This window comes from Streptomyces sp. NPDC055966, from assembly GCF_042269865.1.
Classification (GTDB): domain Bacteria; phylum Actinomycetota; class Actinomycetes; order Streptomycetales; family Streptomycetaceae; genus Streptomyces.
The window spans coordinates 24,752-39,550 of sequence record NZ_JBHJYK010000030.1 but is presented as its reverse complement, the minus strand read 5'-3'; the positions used below and the strand labels follow the sequence as shown (position 1 = coordinate 39,550).

The window sequence follows — 14,799 nt, the reverse complement described above, 5'->3', positions numbered from 1 at the left end:
GATGCGCACACTGGCCCGGATGGGGCTCTGCCCTGGTCGCCGCACAGCCGCCGATCACTGTGCGTAGCGCTATCGACGTGGTGTGTGCTGGACATCGGTCGGGGCTACAGAGCGGCACCGGCTTCGATGCACGGGGGCAGGGGAGCGGGGCGGGTGGCGAGAGCGCGTGCGTCGCGTGGTGCATTTCGGTCACCCCTGTTCCATCCCTTGCCGTAGGGGAAGCGATGAGGAGTTGCGCGTAAGCCGGTTCTTGTTCGCCTCCACGGACGGCGTGGCTCCTGCGGTTCGATGGATACGCACCTTTTATGGGACTTCATGGGATCGCTGCAGTTCAGCCGACCCCGGATCCGCGCATGCTTGATCATGGCGAGGCCGTAACGTCGCAAGGGCGTACCGCCTGTAGCACTCACAGTGTGTGACCGGCACGGAGCTGCTCGTACAGGACAAAGCGACGCATATGCCTGATGATCGTCTTATGCCCTGGAGTCTGCGAAAGCGTGGTTCAAGGACCGATCCGGATCGCTCCGCGCACCGTGTCTCTGATAGAGGGACCCTCTCGACCGCAGATGAGGAACTGCTGCGCGCTCTGTACGCGGAGCACGCAGGAGCCCTGTTCCACTACGTGCTGCGACTGACCTCAGGAGACTGGCAATGGGCAGAGGACGTGGTACAGGAGACACTGCTGCGAGCGTGGCAGCATCCCGCCGCGTTCGACCCCGGACGCGGCCCGGCCCGGGCATGGCTGTGTACGGTCGCTCGACACCTGGTCATCGATGCCCACCGGGCCCGGCAGTCCAGGCCGGCCGAGGCCGGCGGCGATGTGCTGGAGCGAGTCGCCGAGCAGAAGCCGGGCAAGGACGAGATCGAGCAGGCGCTCCAGAGCTGGGCGGTTGCCGAAGCCGTCCGGTCACTGCCCCTGGACCATCGCGCCGTCCTGCTGGAGACCTACTACCGGGGCCGGACCATGGCGGAGGCCGCACAGGTGCTGGGCATCCCGCTGGGCACAGTGAAGTCGCGGACGTACTACGCCCTGCACGCCCTGCGGCTGGCGCTGCAGGAACGGGGGATCGAGCCATGACCGTGGCGGGCAGGAGGCGGCGACCATGACCGCGGAGCACGACGCCCTCCGGCTGACGCTGGGAGGTTACGTCTTGGGCACGCTGCCCTCGGCGGAAATGGAACAGGTGCGCATCCACCTCGCGGCATGCACCGAATGCCGGGCCGAACACGCCCAGCTGGCGGGATTGCCTGCGCTGCTGGCGACGGTGACCGAAGCCGAAGCCTCGGGCCAGACGGTGCCGGCGGCCGAATCGGACCTGACCGACCGGCTGATGGCACGGGCAGCCGAAAGCGTGCAGGGCTCCCCGCTGCCCGAACGGCCCGCCGCGCCCGCGGTGTCGAAGACCCCAGAGGGGGGTGTGCTGGAGAGACTGCTCCAGCAGGCTGCGGCCAGGCGCCGCAGGTCTTGGCGTCTGCAACTGGCCGGCGCTGCAGTCTCGCTGACGTTCATCGCGGCAGCGGCCGGTGGCACATGGCTGGCGGCCATCGGATCCGTGGGCAGTCAGGCGAGGCCGCCCGGGCCGACCGCGCCGACCGTCTGGCGCACCTTCTCCGGGAGCGATCCCACCACCGGCGTCTCCGCCTCAGTGAAGGTCTCGCCCTCTGCCTGGGGCAGTGTCCTGCAGATCTCCGCAGGAGGGGCACCCGCCGGAATCACCTGTCGGCTGCAGGCGGTCGGGCCCGGCGGGGCCAGGACGGACGGCGCTACCTGGCGGGCAGGCGAGTACCCTCCCGGCACCACGATCCCAGGAGCGGTCGCCATGGCTCCGGGAGCCATCGAGCACTTCGAGATCCTCGCAGGCAACGGTCAGAAGCTGGTCACCATCCGAGCGTGAGGCCAGATCATGGCGGTCATGTCACTGGGCGGCCGGTCGCCCAGTGACATGACGGCAGCAGCAGGGCGTGAGGATTGGTGGCACAAGAGGCCAAGACGACGTCGCCTTCGAAAGGCCGGGCGCTCCGCGGCGAGGGACCCCGATCATTCGACAAGCACCGGGCCGCCTCAAGACCGGTGAACCGAGCTGGAGGGCCGCGCACAGGACGTCCAGCTGATGGTCATGGAAGAGGTGTCGTGGGGCACTGGCCTGCTTCCGTCACGCGACCTCCGCAGGGGCCGGTCGGCCATCCCGCGCCGGGCCCCCTGGGTGCCGGCCGCGTACACGGTCGGGCACGGCCGTGCGAAAAGGGGGGGCGGCGGCATACATCTTCGCTTCCGCCGGAGGAGGCGAAAACCGACACCCTGGCCCCTCTCGCGACGCGCCGACGGTTTCCGGGCCCTGGTCACTCTCGCCCCCGCTCCGTCGAACCGGCCCAGTCCGCAGCTGACTTCATGCATGAGCGGGCCGACGGGGCGCGCACGACTCTTCTTTTCCCGAAGTCCGTACAACCCGGAGAAGAGGATCCATCACGTCTGCACGCGGAGGACCGCGATCCAGCCGAAATGCACGCACGGACGTCCGTCCCTGTCTACGGCGCGACGCTTCCACGGGGTCGTCCGGAAGACCACGGGCGAGGGGACCGAGCTGCCGGTGCCCAGTCCGGCCGCGCAACAGCGTGCTCTGGACAGAGGCAGCTGAGCCCAGACAGGCGCCGACATTGACATGACTCGCAGGAATCGGAACGAAAAAGGCAAAAAGCTCGAACCATCCGGCATGTGTCGTCCGTGGAACTGATTGAGCGCGCCCACGCAGGATCAGGATCCGGCCTACCGACCACCCCCGAATTGCTTGCGGTCACCCCGTTCCGGTCTCCGCACATCGACAGAAGAGCCAGAAGACCATGTTCGTGACCGATTCCCCCAGCCCGACTGCACTGCTCGGCCGGCCCTGTCGCCGCCATGCACTGCTCACCCTGCCGGCGCAGGAGGCGCACGTCTCCGCCGCTCGTCACTTCGCAGCCGATTTGCTGGAGACCTGGAGTGTGCCCGCGGGTGAGCGGGACTCCGCCATTCTCATCGTCGACGAACTCGCCGCCAACGCTGCCCAGTACGGCCATGAGCGCATGACCCTGCTGCTCGCCCTCGACCACGAAACTCTGCACATCGTGGTCACCGACTCCGGCGCGGCCGTGGAGCGTCATCGCCCTGGCATCGCCTCCGACGAACACGGCCGTGGCACCGGCATCGTCCAGTTCCTTGCCCAGTCGACCGAGATTCGCCAGACACGCAGCGGCCGCGAAGTCCGCGCCTGCCTGAGGTGCTCGCCATGACCGGGCCGGACGCTCCGCACGAGCTGCGACCCCCCGCCGGGGCCGGCACTGCAGCACAGCGACGGACCACAGGGGGCGGCCGCGGCGAAGGGCCACCCGACACCCCCGCCGAGTGGTCCTTCGCGACCCACAAGCCGTGTCCCATCGACGGCTGCCCGGGGCCGGCCCAGGTGCCCATGCGGTCCGCGGCCCGCCCATCGGCACTCGATCGCGGCGGCCCCCACCACGACACGGTGCTGTGTCAACGCTGCGGCGCCGGCCCCTGCGTACCGGCGGAGGTGTGAGCGTGGACGTCACCCCGAACAGCGGCAAGGGCATCGACGCCCCGCCCCCGCACGAGGCATATACGCATGCGCCAGATCTGCGCCGCGAGATGCACCAAGTGCTGGCCCCCGGAGCCGAACGCGCCTGGCTGCTACGCCGGAAGGTCCTCATGGATCGCAGGGCCCTGGAGGACCCCGGCCCCGTCGCAGCTGCCGCAGAACCCGCCGAGCAACTCGTCCTCCACGACCGCCGCCATCTCGTCCTGGCTGCCGGCCCGCACCGCCCCGACACCATCACGCTCGCGTGGCCGACACAGACGAGCCACGCGCATGACCGCCAGTTGTCACAGCCCGCCACCAGCGACAAGGAGCTACAGAACATGGGTGGAAAGCAGAAGACACTCGCCATACTCGCCGGAGCCGCGCTGGCAGCCGGACTCGCCGGCCCGGCCTTCGGGTCCACCACCGCTCACTCGCCAGCCCTGCGCACGGCCGCGACGAGGTCGGGGATGTCGGTCGTGGAGTGGAACCGTGAGCTCATCACCATCCTCAGCGATCCGAAGGCGCAGCCGTCCACCGTCCAGCCCACGCGCAGCTTCGCGCTCCTCCAGGCCGCCGAGTACGACGCCGTGGTATCGATCACCCGGGCCGGCCCCGCCTACGTGTTCTCGGTGTCGGCGCCAGGAGGCGCTCGTGCGGATGCCGCAGCGGACCAGGCAGCCCACGATGTGCTGGTCGCCCTGTACCCGGCCAAGCGCGCAGGCGTGGACCAGGCGGCTGAGCAGCCAGCTGTCCGCGATTCCGAGTGGCCCGGGCAAGCAGGCGGGCATTGGTGTGGGAGCCGAGGTCGCCCGCCGACTGATCAGCCTGCGGTCCAACGACGGGTCCTCAGCCAAGCCACCGCGGTTCCGCCCCGGCGACAAGGCCGGTGACTACCGGCCCACCCCGCCCAACTTCCCGACACCGGTGTTCACCAACTGGGGCTCGCTCAAGCCGTTCGTGCTGACGAGCGGACGCCAGTTCCGCCCGGCACCGCCGCTCGCTGTGAGCGGCGCCGCGTACGCCACCGCCTTGAACGAGGTCAAGAGCCTGGGGAGCAAGACCAGCACCACCCGCACTCCCGATCAGACGGCAGCCGCGAAGTTCTGGGCGGCGGCACCCGTATGGAACGTCTGGAACCAGATCGCGCAGAACCTCGTCACCTCCCAGAACGCGAACCTGGAAAAGGCGGTGAAGGTCTTCGCACGGCTCGACCTGTCCCTCGCCGACACCGCGATCGCGATGTACGACGCCAAGTATGTCTACCACCTCTGGCGGCCCGTGACCGCCATCCGGCTCGGCGGTACGCACTACAACCCGAGCATCGTCGGCGATCCCAGCTGGACCCCTCTGCTGCCGACCGCACCGGATCCGTCCTATCCCGGCGCTCACGGCGCTCTCAGCCAGGCTGCGGCAACGACGCTCGCCGGACTCTACGGGGCGCGGCATCATTTCGCGGTGACCTCGAAGGGCGTCACTCGAACCTTCGCCGGCTTCCAGGACGCCGCCACCGAAGCGTGGCTCAGCCGGATCTGGTCCGGTCAGCACACCTCCCTCGACAACCACGCGGGCCAGCAACTCGGCACCCAGGTGGCCGACTTCGTGGCAGGTCGGCTCTGACCGCACCGCCACGCTACAACCATGGACATGGTAGGGCCGAGAAGCCAGTGGTCCCGGTGCATCGGGTACCACTGGCTCGGGCCACGCTCAGAGGGCGGCCATCCTCCGCGCCGAGGGCCCGCAGCTGCCGGCCGGCAGGCCGGATGTCTGCCCACAGGAAGTCCTGGCTTCCTGTCACCGCGACGCATTGACTGAATGACTGTCGTGGTCGGACCCACCCGGTCGCCCCAGGTCGCTGAGCGCGGGCTCGCCCATGTCACATGATCGTCGTCTCGATCGACTACCGGCTCGGCGCTTCGGCTGTCTGCACTCCCCGGGGATCCCCGAAGGCAACCTCGGCGTCTCCGAGCAGCTGGCGGCGCTGCGGTGGGTGCGGGACGACATCGCCTCGTTCGGCGGGGCACACCGGCCATGTCACCCTGGCCGGCAGTCCCGCGAGCGCCCAAGGCGCGCAGTGCCTGCTGGGCATGCCCGGGACCGAAGGCCTGTTCCACGGTGCCATCGTGAACAGCACCCCGGCAGGGCTGAGCCTCGGCGAGGCCGACCACGCCAAACGCGCCGCCGAGCGTTTCCTCTCCCGGCTCGACACGAATCCGCGCGACGCCCCGGTGTCGGACATCCTGGGCGCCCAGAGCGCCGTCGCCCGAGAGGCCGCCGTCAGGCTCGGGCTCAACTCCGTCCACCGTTCGTGCCGGTCGCGGGCGTAGGCCCGCTCCCGGACCGCGCAGCCTGGACCGAAGTTGTCACCCGCCGGGCACCCGGCCTGGACGTCACCATCGGCATCACCGAACGGGAGATGGTCGCCTTCCACGCCATGAACCCGGTGCCGCGCCGGGTGCGCGAGGTCCCCGTCCCGGGCTCCGCGCTCGCCGCTGACGGCGTGGAACACGCCGCGAGGGAGTTCGCCTTCGCCCGTCCCTCCCGTAAGCCGGCCGTACAGCTCAGTGAGGGCGCCCGCGTATGGGCCTACCGGTTCGACGCCGCCGCCCCCGACTCCGTCTTCGGCGCCGCCCACTGCATCGAACTGCGCTTCCTCTTCGGCACCGACGTCGACTGGGCCGACGCCCCCATGCTCGCCGGCGCCCGCCCGCAGGACATCGAATCCCTCGGCCGCCGTGTGTGCCCCGCCTGGCTCGGCTTCATCCGCACCGGCACCCCCACCACCGACACCCCCTGGCCGCAGCACACAGCGCATTCCTCCTCCACTTACCACTGGCAAGCTGAAGCCCCATGGTCACGGGACACGTGCCCGATGCACCGCCGACGTCTGCGGACGTGAAGCGAGGCTCGCAGCCGCACCGAGTGCCTGGTGCGCACACACGCCGCCCGGCCCCATGGCCGTCGCCCGACAGCCGTATGCCGGACTGCTATGGGCGAGTTCCGGCGGGACGTCGAGCAGCCGTGCGAGGCGCCCGAGCGGGGCCGTCACGCTCGCCGGTCGGGTACCCGGAAGTCTGCGTCACAGTCAGGGCCGGGGCATTGGCACGCCGGACAGCGGGGGCGCCTCCACCCCCCGGCGGCAGTACGGCGCGTTCCAGTCGCCCGCGGACGTGATCAGCGAAGGCGAGCTCGCCGGCCTCCCAAGACCGCGTGGGTCACGGCCTCGGGCCGGACCATGATCAACGATCGGTCCGGCGTGGGTCCGTCGTCGCCATGGCGTGAACCATCAGGATCATCAGTTACACGAGGAACAACCGACAGCATGTCGTTCCTCCCGGCTTGGAGGAGCTTTTCATGCCTGCAGAACTGGACGGATCCACCGCTCTTGTCACCGGCGCTACCGCCGGCATCGGCCGGGCCGTGGCCCTGCGCCTGGCAGCGTCGGGAGCCTCGGTCATCGTCCACGGGCGGGACGAGCAGCGGGGTGCGGAGACCGTCAAAGAGATCGCTGCCGCAGGCGGGAAGGCTCGATTCGTTGCTGCGGATCTGAATAGCTCTGAAGATGTCCTGCGTCTTGCCGCTGAAGCAGGCGAGGTGGACGTTCTGATCAACAACGCCGGTATCTACCGGTTCGCCAGTACGCCGGACACCACCGCCGAGATGTTCGACGCTCAGATGGCCGTCAACTCACGCGCGCCGATGCTCCTGGTCGGTGCCCTCGCTCCGGGAATGGCTGCGCGGGGGCGTGGCGTCATCGTGAATGTGAGTACAGCGGCGGCTACTACGCCGGTGCGGGAATCGGGTGCTTACGGGGCCTCCAAAGCTGCACTCGAACTTCTCACACGAGTATGGGCTGACGAGTTCGGCGCCCAGGGCGTCCGCGTGAACGCCGTGGCTCCGGGCCCTGTCCATACCCCCGGGACGGAGGAGATGGGAGGTGAAACCCTCCAGGCGATCGGGCGAACCACCGTACTGGGGCGGGTCGCAGACCCTGAAGAAATCGCGGAAGCGGTTCTGTTCCTTGTTTCGTCCCGCGCCAGCTACATCACCGGCGCGGTTCTCGAGGCACGCGGCGGACAGCTCGCGATCGGATGACTTTGGGCTGGGCCGCGATGGATATGCCAAACCCGACGCCCGTGCCCACGATGTCTGCCTCGACCCGCAAAGAAGCTGTTTCTGATCCTGGCGTGAGCAGTTGACGCGGACGCGACGTACGGCGGTGCGTCCGCGCAGCCCCCGGCCGGACCGCCCCGCCTCAGGGACCACGGGGCGATGCGAGCGGAGCGGCTGCGCTCCTGCGTCCGTCCCGATCGAAGTTGGCGCATGATCCGCATATCAGGGTGCACGCATGGCGTGTTTCCTGCGCCGTCGATCCAGATATGGCGGCGAATTGCCGAACGGCTTCTACAACAGTCTCGTCAGCGACACCTTCGAAACGCTGCGAGCTGAGGGAGAAGACGATGTCTGATCACGGAGCCGACCTGCTGATCCGCGCCGGCGCGGTGCACACCCTGGTGCCCGGCCAGGTCCCGCAGCGGGCCCTGGCGGTGCGCGGCGACCGGATCGCGGCCGTGTCCGCCGACCCGCACGGCCTCGACTACCTGGTCACGGAGAAGACCGAGGTCCGCGACCTGCCCGGCGCGACCGTGCTGCCCGCCTTCGACGACACCCACACCCACCTGATCTTCGCCGCGCTCGGCGCCCAGGACGTCCCCGTCCACCAGGCCCGCACCATCCCCGAGTTCCTCGACCTGATCCGGCAGCGGGCCGGGGCCACCCCCGAGGGCGAGTGGATCCGCACCACCACCAACTGGCAGGAACTCAACCTGGCCGAGCGCCGCATGCCCACCGCGCCCGAACTCGACACGGCCACCGAGCGGCACCCGGTTCTGGTCAAGCGCGGCGGCCACAACGACGTCGTCAACAGCTACGCGCTGCGCCTCGCGGGCATCACCGAGGACACCCCCGTACCGCCCGGGGGCACCATCGGCCGTGACGCCGACGGCAAGCTGGACGGCCGGCTGATCGACAACGCCCTGCACCTGGTGGAGCGCCTGGTCCCAGCCCCTGACCGGGCCGAGCGCATCGAAGGACTCCGCATCGCCACCCGCGACTATGCCGCCACCGGCATCGGTACCGTGCGGGACTGCGCGGTCACCCCCGAGGACTACCGGGTGCTCCAAGCCGCCCGCGAGGCGGGCGCGCTGCACATCAGGGTGCGCGCACTGATCTCGGCGCTCGGCATGACCAGCGCGGCCCAGGTGGAGGACCTCCTCGACACCATGGAGGAGTGGCGCGACAACTCCGACCCATACCTGTCCGTGTGGGGCGTGAAGTTCGGCCTCGACGGCGGCCTGGAGGCCGGCGCCACCGAGGAGCCGTACGCCTGTGACCACTCCTTCTCCGGGATGCTGATCTGGGAGCCGGACGCGCTGGTCGAGGCGGTCGAGGCGGTGGTCCGGCGCGGCTGGCGGGTCGGCACGCACGCCTACGGCGACCGCGCGGTCCGCACCCTCCTCGACGTCTACGAACGCGTCCTGCAGCGCAACCCCGGCCTGCCCGCCGGCAGCCTGGTCATGGAGCACGGTGGCCTCGCCGGCCCCGAGCAGCGCGCCCGCGCCGTCGCTTTCGGCATCCCCGTCACCATCCAGCAGCCCCTGCTGCACGACACCGCCGAGGTCGAGGAGGGCTTCTGGGGCCCGGAACGCGTCGCCCGCCTCTTTCCGGCCCGCGGCTGGATCGACCTGGGCGCCCAGGTCAGCGCGGGTTCCGACTTCCCGGTCGGCCAGTTCGGCGCGATGCGCTCGGTGTGGGGCATGACCACGAGGCAGACGGTCATCGGCGTCAAGGGACCCGAGCACGCGATCAGCTACAACGAGGCCCTCACCCTGCACACCACCCGGGCGGCCCACCTCACGGGCGAGTCCCATCTGCGCGGCACCTTGACCGCGGGCCGCTGGGCTGACTTCACGATCTGGGACCAAGAGCCCGCCCATTGCCCCGGCGATGCCCTGCGCGACCTCCACCCCACCCACACCTTCGTCGGCGGACGCCTGGTCGCCCCCACCGGAATCCGATAAGCGGGGATCGGGCGTCGGCCCCGAACCCTTGGCTACCGCGGGCACAAGCGCCCGCGGTTGCCAACTGCCCGTGGTGATCAGTCCACTTTGTGGTCAGTGGCCCTGTCCTGACCGCGCGCGTGCCCGTTGGATGAACCCACCTGCTTCCGCCGTGTGCGAGACGCGCAGAATCCGCTGAAGCCGCTACCGGGAGGCCCTCGATGACCACGCCGGGCACTCGCTGGTTCGCACAGGTCGACGTGTTCTCCACGATCCCCTACAGCGGCAATCCGGTCGAGGTGCTCCTGGATGGGACCGGCCTGAGCGATGAGGAGATGCAGCGCCTGGCGCGCTGGACGAACCTTTCCGAGACCACGTTCGTGCTGCCCTCCACCACCCCCGAGGCGGACTACCTGCTGCGGATCTTCACCCCGGCAGGCGAGCTGCCGTTCGCCGGGCACCCTACTCTCGGCTCCGCCCGCGCCTGGATGGGGTGGCGGTAAGAGCCCTGTCACCGATCCTGCTGGCCTATTCGGTCACGCGGCGAGGGAGAGCTTGAGGCGGGCAAGGTGACTGACGCGGGTGCGGTCGAGCGGGTGGCCGTTCCACCAGGCATCGAGGCGAATGAGGTTGAGAGCAACGGCGGAGAATACGTGCTCCAGGTGGGTCTTCTGGAGACCGAGGTAGCGGGCACGTCTCATCCCGGTGACCGCGACGGCCTGGTGGATGGTTCCCTCGATGCCCGCGCGGGTTCCGTACTTGGCTCGCCACTGCTCGTCGCCCTGCTGGAGGCGGGCATGGTCGAGGACTTCTTGAACCTCGCGGGGCTGGAGGGAGAGAGTCCGGCCGCCGGTCTTCGAGCGGGTGCACTGGTCGCGCACCGGGCAGGGACGGCATGTCTCCTTGTCGAACTTGATGACGATGGCCTTGGTGCCGCGCAGGGTGGCGGGGCTCCACCAGGTGCTGGCGTCCCCGCGTGGGCAGGTGGCCTGCCGCTTGTCCCAGTCGATGGTGAACGCGGTGCGGTCGAAACCGGCGCCAGCACGTGCCTGGGGTGAGCTGTTCATCAGGACCGGGGTGACCAGGGTGACCCCGAAGTTCTTCTTGACGCCCACGATCAACTCGGCGGAGGCGTAACCGGAGTCGAGGAAGTGCTCGGCGGGCAGGAGATCGCGGGCGGCGAGCATGTGATGGACCGGTTCGGTCATTTCCGCGTCGGTCACTGTGGCGTCGGTGGTCGCGATGCCGGTGATCAAGCGCGGCGACGGTCCATCGGCTCCGGGGATCAGCGCCTGGCCGTCGGCAGCCGGGTCCTGGTCATCGGGATCATCGCAGGACTCGCTGATGTGGATCTTGTAGCCGGTCCACCAGGAGCCCTGTTTGAGGCCGTAGCGGGCGTCGGTGTCGTACGGAGAGGCCAGCCGCAGTCTGCCGGGCGGGAGGTCCTTGCTCTCCCGCCGCTTCACCTCCGCTCCGGCTTCGGACACGGTGCGGTGGTAGTTCTGCACCCACATCGCGCGCAGGACCTGCACCGCCGGGAGTTCGCGCAGTCAAGCCGGGGCGTCAGGGGCATGCACCGCCTCCAGCAGCGCGAACCCGTCCCGTCCGTAGACCAGGGCCATCTCCTCGCGCTTGCTCGCGGAGGCCGGCGGATGCCAGGAGTGAGTCCGCGGGCCGTTGCGTTCGGCCCATTCCCGAACGGACACCGCCTGGGTCAGCCAGTCCGGGGCCGCGCAGGCCAGCGCCTCCAGCGTGGTCCGCAGTGTCTCCCCGGCCAGTTCCAGCCTGTTCAAGTCGCGCACTGCCGCCAACACGCGGGTGGAGTCTGTACGCTGCCTGCCTCCGGCCTTCACCACCGCGGTCTGCGGTGAGGCGGCCACTGACCCTCCTCGGACTCGGCTGACCGGCACCGCTCCGACATCACCCGACTTTGCACTCACACTGGGCCGAGTGGGGTGCGGGACGCACGCCACGCAAGATGGTCGAGCGGATCGTCGAGTCCGCACCACGAACGTCGGCGGTTGCGGCCGCGTGTGTGTCTTGAGGCGGCTTGATGCTGTTGTCCAGGTCGGTGAGAAGACGCTCGACATCGGTGATCAGCGATCCATAGACATGCCAGGCGTCCAGCTTGCCCCATGCCCCCCGCTCGATGAGATCGGTCAGCGTTGCGTGCCAGGCCAGCATGCGCTGGATCGCTGTGCGCAACTGCTCTCGGGCATCGGTTGGCGCCGAACAGGCCGCCATCCCGACAGCGGCGTACGTGAGGAACACCTGTCCTGCCAACTCAAGTGCCTCCCCGTATCGAACGGCGAAGCCCCGCTTCACGCCATGGTCCGCGTCGTGGTCGACGTTGTCGGCCAGGGTCCTGGCGATGCCGCGCACCTGGAACGACGCCGTGTGGAGAACTTCCAAGATGTATTCGTGGACCGGGGACATGTGCTGTCGGCGCGCGGTTGTCCGGGCGTTCCAGCGCAGGCTCTCAGCTCCCTTCTGCACCTCCTCACGAGCGTCCGCGGTTTGCTGCTCCAGGTCTCGTGCCCTCTCCAGCCAGATGTGCGCGTGGCTCGGCGACCGCCCTTCCCCCAAGGAGCGGCCCATGTCCCGCAGGAGCGTGCCCGTGCAGCGCGCCAGACTGCGCACGGCGGCATCAGACTGGCTGAGGTATGTGGGTGGGAGGACCAAGGCGTTCACCGCAACTCCCACCGCGGCGCCGGCGAGGGTGGAGACCGCCGGGAAGACCACATGTCCCATCGGAGCCGCGGCGGCAGCCGTCAGCGTGATCACCGCAGTCGATGCGACTTGGAGCCGGTCCTCGCCGTTACGGCGGCCGCCGGTGAGGAGTACCACCGTCAGGACAGCCACGATGGCTCCCGAGGTGGCCCCCAGCAGCCAGGCAGCCACGACAGCCAGGGACACTCCTGACACCTGGATCGCCACCCGGCGCACGGCATGGACCACTGAGCTGTACACCGTGGACGCATTGACCATGACCAGTGCAGCGGCGACGCCCAGGAACTGTTGCTGCCCCGGTAGCCACAGGGCGATGAGCTGCCACGTGAGCACTGCCGCGATCAGGCTTTTCACGCCATGATGCATGAGGTGATCATCCTTGCTCGCACGGGTCGCACTGATCCGTCGCGATACTGCCGTCCAGACCCGCGGTATGACTGCTGCGCGTCTGTGTCGCCAGCCAAGGAGAATATGATCCATATGGCGGAGAATGTCATATTTGGTCCTTATCTTCAGTGGCGCGCTTCACAGAGTCGGCTCGGGTTACGGCGGTGCGTGTGGCGGCGAAGGCGGCCGGCGGCTGGCCGGGCCTGGCCGCCGAGGGCTGACCGGCTCCCCGGGCGTGCGCCGTGAGCCGCAGGCGCGGTTTGGGGCCGTGGAGTCCGCTCCGGGGGAGGGGCTGTGAGGAAGTGGCTGGTGGGGCCCTCGTACGTGTGTGTCCGCCACGTCTCCGGCGTGCCCTGGGTGTGCCTGGATTGCGTCCTGGGCGCGCCGGCTCATTTCCCGGCTGTCGGTGTCTTCCGGTCCCGGATGAGGCGCTGTGCGGCCCGAGATCGACTCCTGGACCGATCGCACTCCGTCCGTGCCGTGAGAGGGGTCACATCCTGAATTCGAGGGGCCCCTCATGTTAGATTGCATGGATGAGACACGAGCACGTCCTGCCCGCGCCCCAGGCGCCGGCCAAGCCGCTGCGCCGCGACGCGCAGCGCAACAGGGATGCGATCGTGGCCGCCGCCCGCAGGGCCTTTGCCGAGCAGGGGCTGGATGCTTCCCTGGAGGGCGTTGCCCGCGAGGCAGGCGTCGCGATCGGGACGCTCTACCGGCACTTTCCCCGCAGGCTCGACCTGGTCGAAGAGCTTTTCACCGCGAAGTTCACGGAGCTGCTGGCCGCGGCTGAAGAGGCCGCGGCCATGGACGACGCCTGGGAAGGGTTCTGCCACTACCTGGAAAAGCTCTGTGAACTACAGGCCTCTGACTGCGCCTTCAACGACCTGGTCTCGGCCCGTCTGCCCCTCCATGCGCTCGGCAGGGGGATGTTTGAGCGTGCGAAAGAACGGGGCGCTCAGATCTTCCGTAACGCCCAGGAACAGGGTGTCCTCCGTGACGATGTCACACCGGAAGACCTTGCTTTCGTGATCTGGTCCCAGGCCGGGATCATCCAGGCCACACGTGCCGTCGCCCCCAACGCCTGGCGCCGGCACCTTCACCTGCTGCTCGACGCCTTCCGCGCTCAGTGTGCCCACGAGCTGCCGGAGCCGCCGCTGACCGCCCAGCAGGTCGACCAGACCCTCACCACTCTCGAGTGCCCCGAAGAGGAATGCCGCGAGTGCGGCGAGGAGGCGTGAGCCGCGGCAGGTGAGGTCGCCGGGCAGCAGAACGCACGGCGAGCCCGGTGCCGTCGTCGGCATCGGGCTCGCTGAGACCCGCTGGGGCGTCACGATCCAGGGGAGGTGTTCAGTTTTCCGCCAGCAACTGTGCCAGTTCGGCGTCCAGGTCGAGCCGGCTGGATTCGGCCCCCGGCGGCACCACGGACCGCGTCTCGCGCAGGAAGGATTCCACGCTCTGCGCGGGGAACTCGAGCAGGGCCGATCCCGAGGGCGAACGGAGTTCGACGAACACCACGTCCCGTCCCGAGTCGACCGCCGGCCGCATGCGCACGTCACCGTGCCCGGTGTGCTCGCTCAGAGCCTGAGTCAGCATGTCGCGGCTGAAGAACCACTCGACCGTTTGACTCTGGCTCAGAGGGGAGGCGAACACGGCACGGACGGCATAGGGGTCATCCGCCTCGTACCGCAGTGCCGCACACATCGGCACCGACAGGTCGTGGGACACCACAAGCTGCACGGGCAGCTCGTACGCCACGGTTCTGAGCGATCTCACTGTCTCTCACTCCCGCATCCCGCGCGCCCGGCACTGTGATCGCTCCCCGCGTGCTTCGAGGCACCGGGATGTAGCGGCACCGTCGGTCCAACCAGTGGCGTCGGAAGACGGGAGCAGTGCACGCGGGTCCTGTGTGGTGGCCTCGTTCGGCCAGGAAGCGATGTCATCGGACCAGGTCCGAAATCGGCTCGGCGAGCGGTCGGGTTTTTGGGCCCCCACCCCACGACCCCCCGCCCCACGGTTGGGCGGCGGAAAAACACACCGGTTTGCAGGGGCGCCCC

General features: G+C 69.2%; 15 protein-coding genes. 11 read left to right on the top strand and 4 right to left on the bottom strand.

Annotated features, from left to right (window positions below):
• Nucleotides 1–475: 475 nt before the first annotated feature.
• The 10 genes from ACFC8N_RS42180 to ACFC8N_RS42135 all read left to right on the top strand — a co-directional run bounded on the left by ACFC8N_RS42180 (nucleotide 476) and on the right by ACFC8N_RS42135 (nucleotide 10,131).
• Nucleotides 476–1,078 carry a sigma-70 family RNA polymerase sigma factor gene (locus ACFC8N_RS42180; protein ID WP_376294905.1) on the top strand — a complete coding sequence of 201 codons (603 nt, stop codon included), beginning with the start codon at nucleotides 476–478 and terminating at the stop codon, nucleotides 1,076–1,078.
• A gap of 25 nt (nucleotides 1,079–1,103) precedes the next feature.
• Entirely contained in the window at nucleotides 1,104–1,895 is a 792-nt protein-coding gene (locus ACFC8N_RS42175; protein ID WP_356038256.1) for a zf-HC2 domain-containing protein, read from the top strand.
• 943 nt (nucleotides 1,896–2,838) lie between these two features.
• Entirely contained in the window at nucleotides 2,839–3,267 is a 429-nt protein-coding gene (locus ACFC8N_RS42170; RefSeq protein ID WP_376294902.1) for an ATP-binding protein, read from the top strand.
• Between the two features lie 286 nt (nucleotides 3,268–3,553).
• Nucleotides 3,554–4,462 carry a hypothetical protein gene (locus ACFC8N_RS42165; protein ID WP_376294900.1) on the top strand — a complete coding sequence of 303 codons (909 nt, stop codon included), beginning with the start codon at nucleotides 3,554–3,556 and terminating at the stop codon, nucleotides 4,460–4,462.
• Nucleotides 4,365–5,189 carry a vanadium-dependent haloperoxidase gene (locus ACFC8N_RS42160; RefSeq protein ID WP_376294897.1) on the top strand — a complete coding sequence of 275 codons (825 nt, stop codon included), beginning with the start codon at nucleotides 4,365–4,367 and terminating at the stop codon, nucleotides 5,187–5,189. Before ACFC8N_RS42165 ends, ACFC8N_RS42160 begins: the two co-directional genes overlap by 98 nt.
• 467 nt (nucleotides 5,190–5,656) lie before the next feature.
• Nucleotides 5,657–5,896, top strand: coding sequence for a hypothetical protein (locus ACFC8N_RS42155; RefSeq protein WP_376294896.1), 240 nt, complete (start codon nucleotides 5,657–5,659; stop codon nucleotides 5,894–5,896).
• Nucleotides 5,878–6,468 (top strand): carboxylesterase family protein, encoded by a 591-nt coding sequence (locus ACFC8N_RS42150; protein ID WP_376294893.1) that lies wholly within the window; start codon nucleotides 5,878–5,880, stop codon nucleotides 6,466–6,468. The genes ACFC8N_RS42155 and ACFC8N_RS42150 overlap by 19 nt, the downstream gene beginning before the upstream one ends.
• Before the next feature lie 455 nt (nucleotides 6,469–6,923).
• Nucleotides 6,924–7,664: an SDR family NAD(P)-dependent oxidoreductase gene (locus ACFC8N_RS42145; RefSeq protein ID WP_376294890.1), complete on the top strand. Its 741-nt coding sequence runs from the start codon at nucleotides 6,924–6,926 to the stop codon at nucleotides 7,662–7,664.
• 365 nt (nucleotides 7,665–8,029) lie between these two features.
• Nucleotides 8,030–9,649 carry an amidohydrolase gene (locus ACFC8N_RS42140; protein ID WP_376294887.1) on the top strand — a complete coding sequence of 540 codons (1,620 nt, stop codon included), beginning with the start codon at nucleotides 8,030–8,032 and terminating at the stop codon, nucleotides 9,647–9,649.
• 200 nt (nucleotides 9,650–9,849) lie between these two features.
• Nucleotides 9,850–10,131, top strand: a complete 282-nt coding sequence (locus ACFC8N_RS42135; RefSeq protein ID WP_356039746.1) for a PhzF family phenazine biosynthesis isomerase — start codon at nucleotides 9,850–9,852, stop codon at nucleotides 10,129–10,131.
• A 33-nt stretch (nucleotides 10,132–10,164) separates the two neighbouring features.
• Here the strand turns inward: ACFC8N_RS42135 and ACFC8N_RS42130 are convergent, their stop codons facing one another.
• From ACFC8N_RS42130 to ACFC8N_RS42120, 3 genes are all read right to left on the bottom strand, one after another.
• The gene (locus ACFC8N_RS42130) at nucleotides 10,165–11,160 is read right to left on the bottom strand and encodes a transposase (protein ID WP_376294884.1); all 996 of its coding nucleotides are present in this window, start codon (nucleotides 11,158–11,160) and stop codon (nucleotides 10,165–10,167) included.
• 18 nt (nucleotides 11,161–11,178) lie between these two features.
• A complete protein-coding gene (locus tag ACFC8N_RS42125) occupies nucleotides 11,179–11,421 on the bottom strand; it encodes a hypothetical protein (protein ID WP_376294882.1) in 243 nt (80 codons plus the stop codon).
• Between the two features lie 127 nt (nucleotides 11,422–11,548).
• The gene (locus tag ACFC8N_RS42120; protein WP_376294879.1) at nucleotides 11,549–12,724 is read right to left on the bottom strand and encodes an aromatic acid exporter family protein; all 1,176 of its coding nucleotides are present in this window, start codon (nucleotides 12,722–12,724) and stop codon (nucleotides 11,549–11,551) included.
• A gap of 554 nt (nucleotides 12,725–13,278) precedes the next feature.
• Here ACFC8N_RS42120 and ACFC8N_RS42115 point away from each other — a divergent pair.
• On the top strand, nucleotides 13,279–13,983 hold the full coding sequence (locus ACFC8N_RS42115) for a TetR/AcrR family transcriptional regulator (protein WP_376294877.1): 705 nt from the start codon (nucleotides 13,279–13,281) through the stop codon (nucleotides 13,981–13,983).
• Nucleotides 13,984–14,092: 109 nt separating this feature from the next.
• Here the strand turns inward: ACFC8N_RS42115 and ACFC8N_RS42110 are convergent, their stop codons facing one another.
• On the bottom strand, nucleotides 14,093–14,500 hold the full coding sequence (locus ACFC8N_RS42110; RefSeq protein WP_356039756.1) for an SsgA family sporulation/cell division regulator: 408 nt from the start codon (nucleotides 14,498–14,500) through the stop codon (nucleotides 14,093–14,095).
• Between the last annotated feature and the right edge of the window lie 299 nt (nucleotides 14,501–14,799).

Bases quoted from the DNA above. Each gene is read 5' to 3' on its own strand.
- ACFC8N_RS42120 (WP_376294879.1), bottom strand. From the start codon at position 12,724: ATGCATCATGGCGTGAAAAGCCTGATCGCGGCAGTGCTCACGTGGCAG.
- ACFC8N_RS42115 (WP_376294877.1), top strand. From the start codon at position 13,279: ATGAGACACGAGCACGTCCTGCCCGCGCCCCAGGCGCCGGCCAAGCCG.
- ACFC8N_RS42135 (WP_356039746.1), top strand. From the start codon at position 9,850: ATGACCACGCCGGGCACTCGCTGGTTCGCACAGGTCGACGTGTTCTCC.
- ACFC8N_RS42175 (WP_356038256.1), top strand. From the start codon at position 1,104: ATGACCGCGGAGCACGACGCCCTCCGGCTGACGCTGGGAGGTTACGTC.
- ACFC8N_RS42145 (WP_376294890.1), top strand. From the start codon at position 6,924: ATGCCTGCAGAACTGGACGGATCCACCGCTCTTGTCACCGGCGCTACC.
- ACFC8N_RS42180 (WP_376294905.1), top strand. From the start codon at position 476: ATGCCCTGGAGTCTGCGAAAGCGTGGTTCAAGGACCGATCCGGATCGC.
- ACFC8N_RS42170 (WP_376294902.1), top strand. From the start codon at position 2,839: ATGTTCGTGACCGATTCCCCCAGCCCGACTGCACTGCTCGGCCGGCCC.
- ACFC8N_RS42140 (WP_376294887.1), top strand. From the start codon at position 8,030: ATGTCTGATCACGGAGCCGACCTGCTGATCCGCGCCGGCGCGGTGCAC.
- ACFC8N_RS42155 (WP_376294896.1), top strand. From the start codon at position 5,657: ATGCCCGGGACCGAAGGCCTGTTCCACGGTGCCATCGTGAACAGCACC.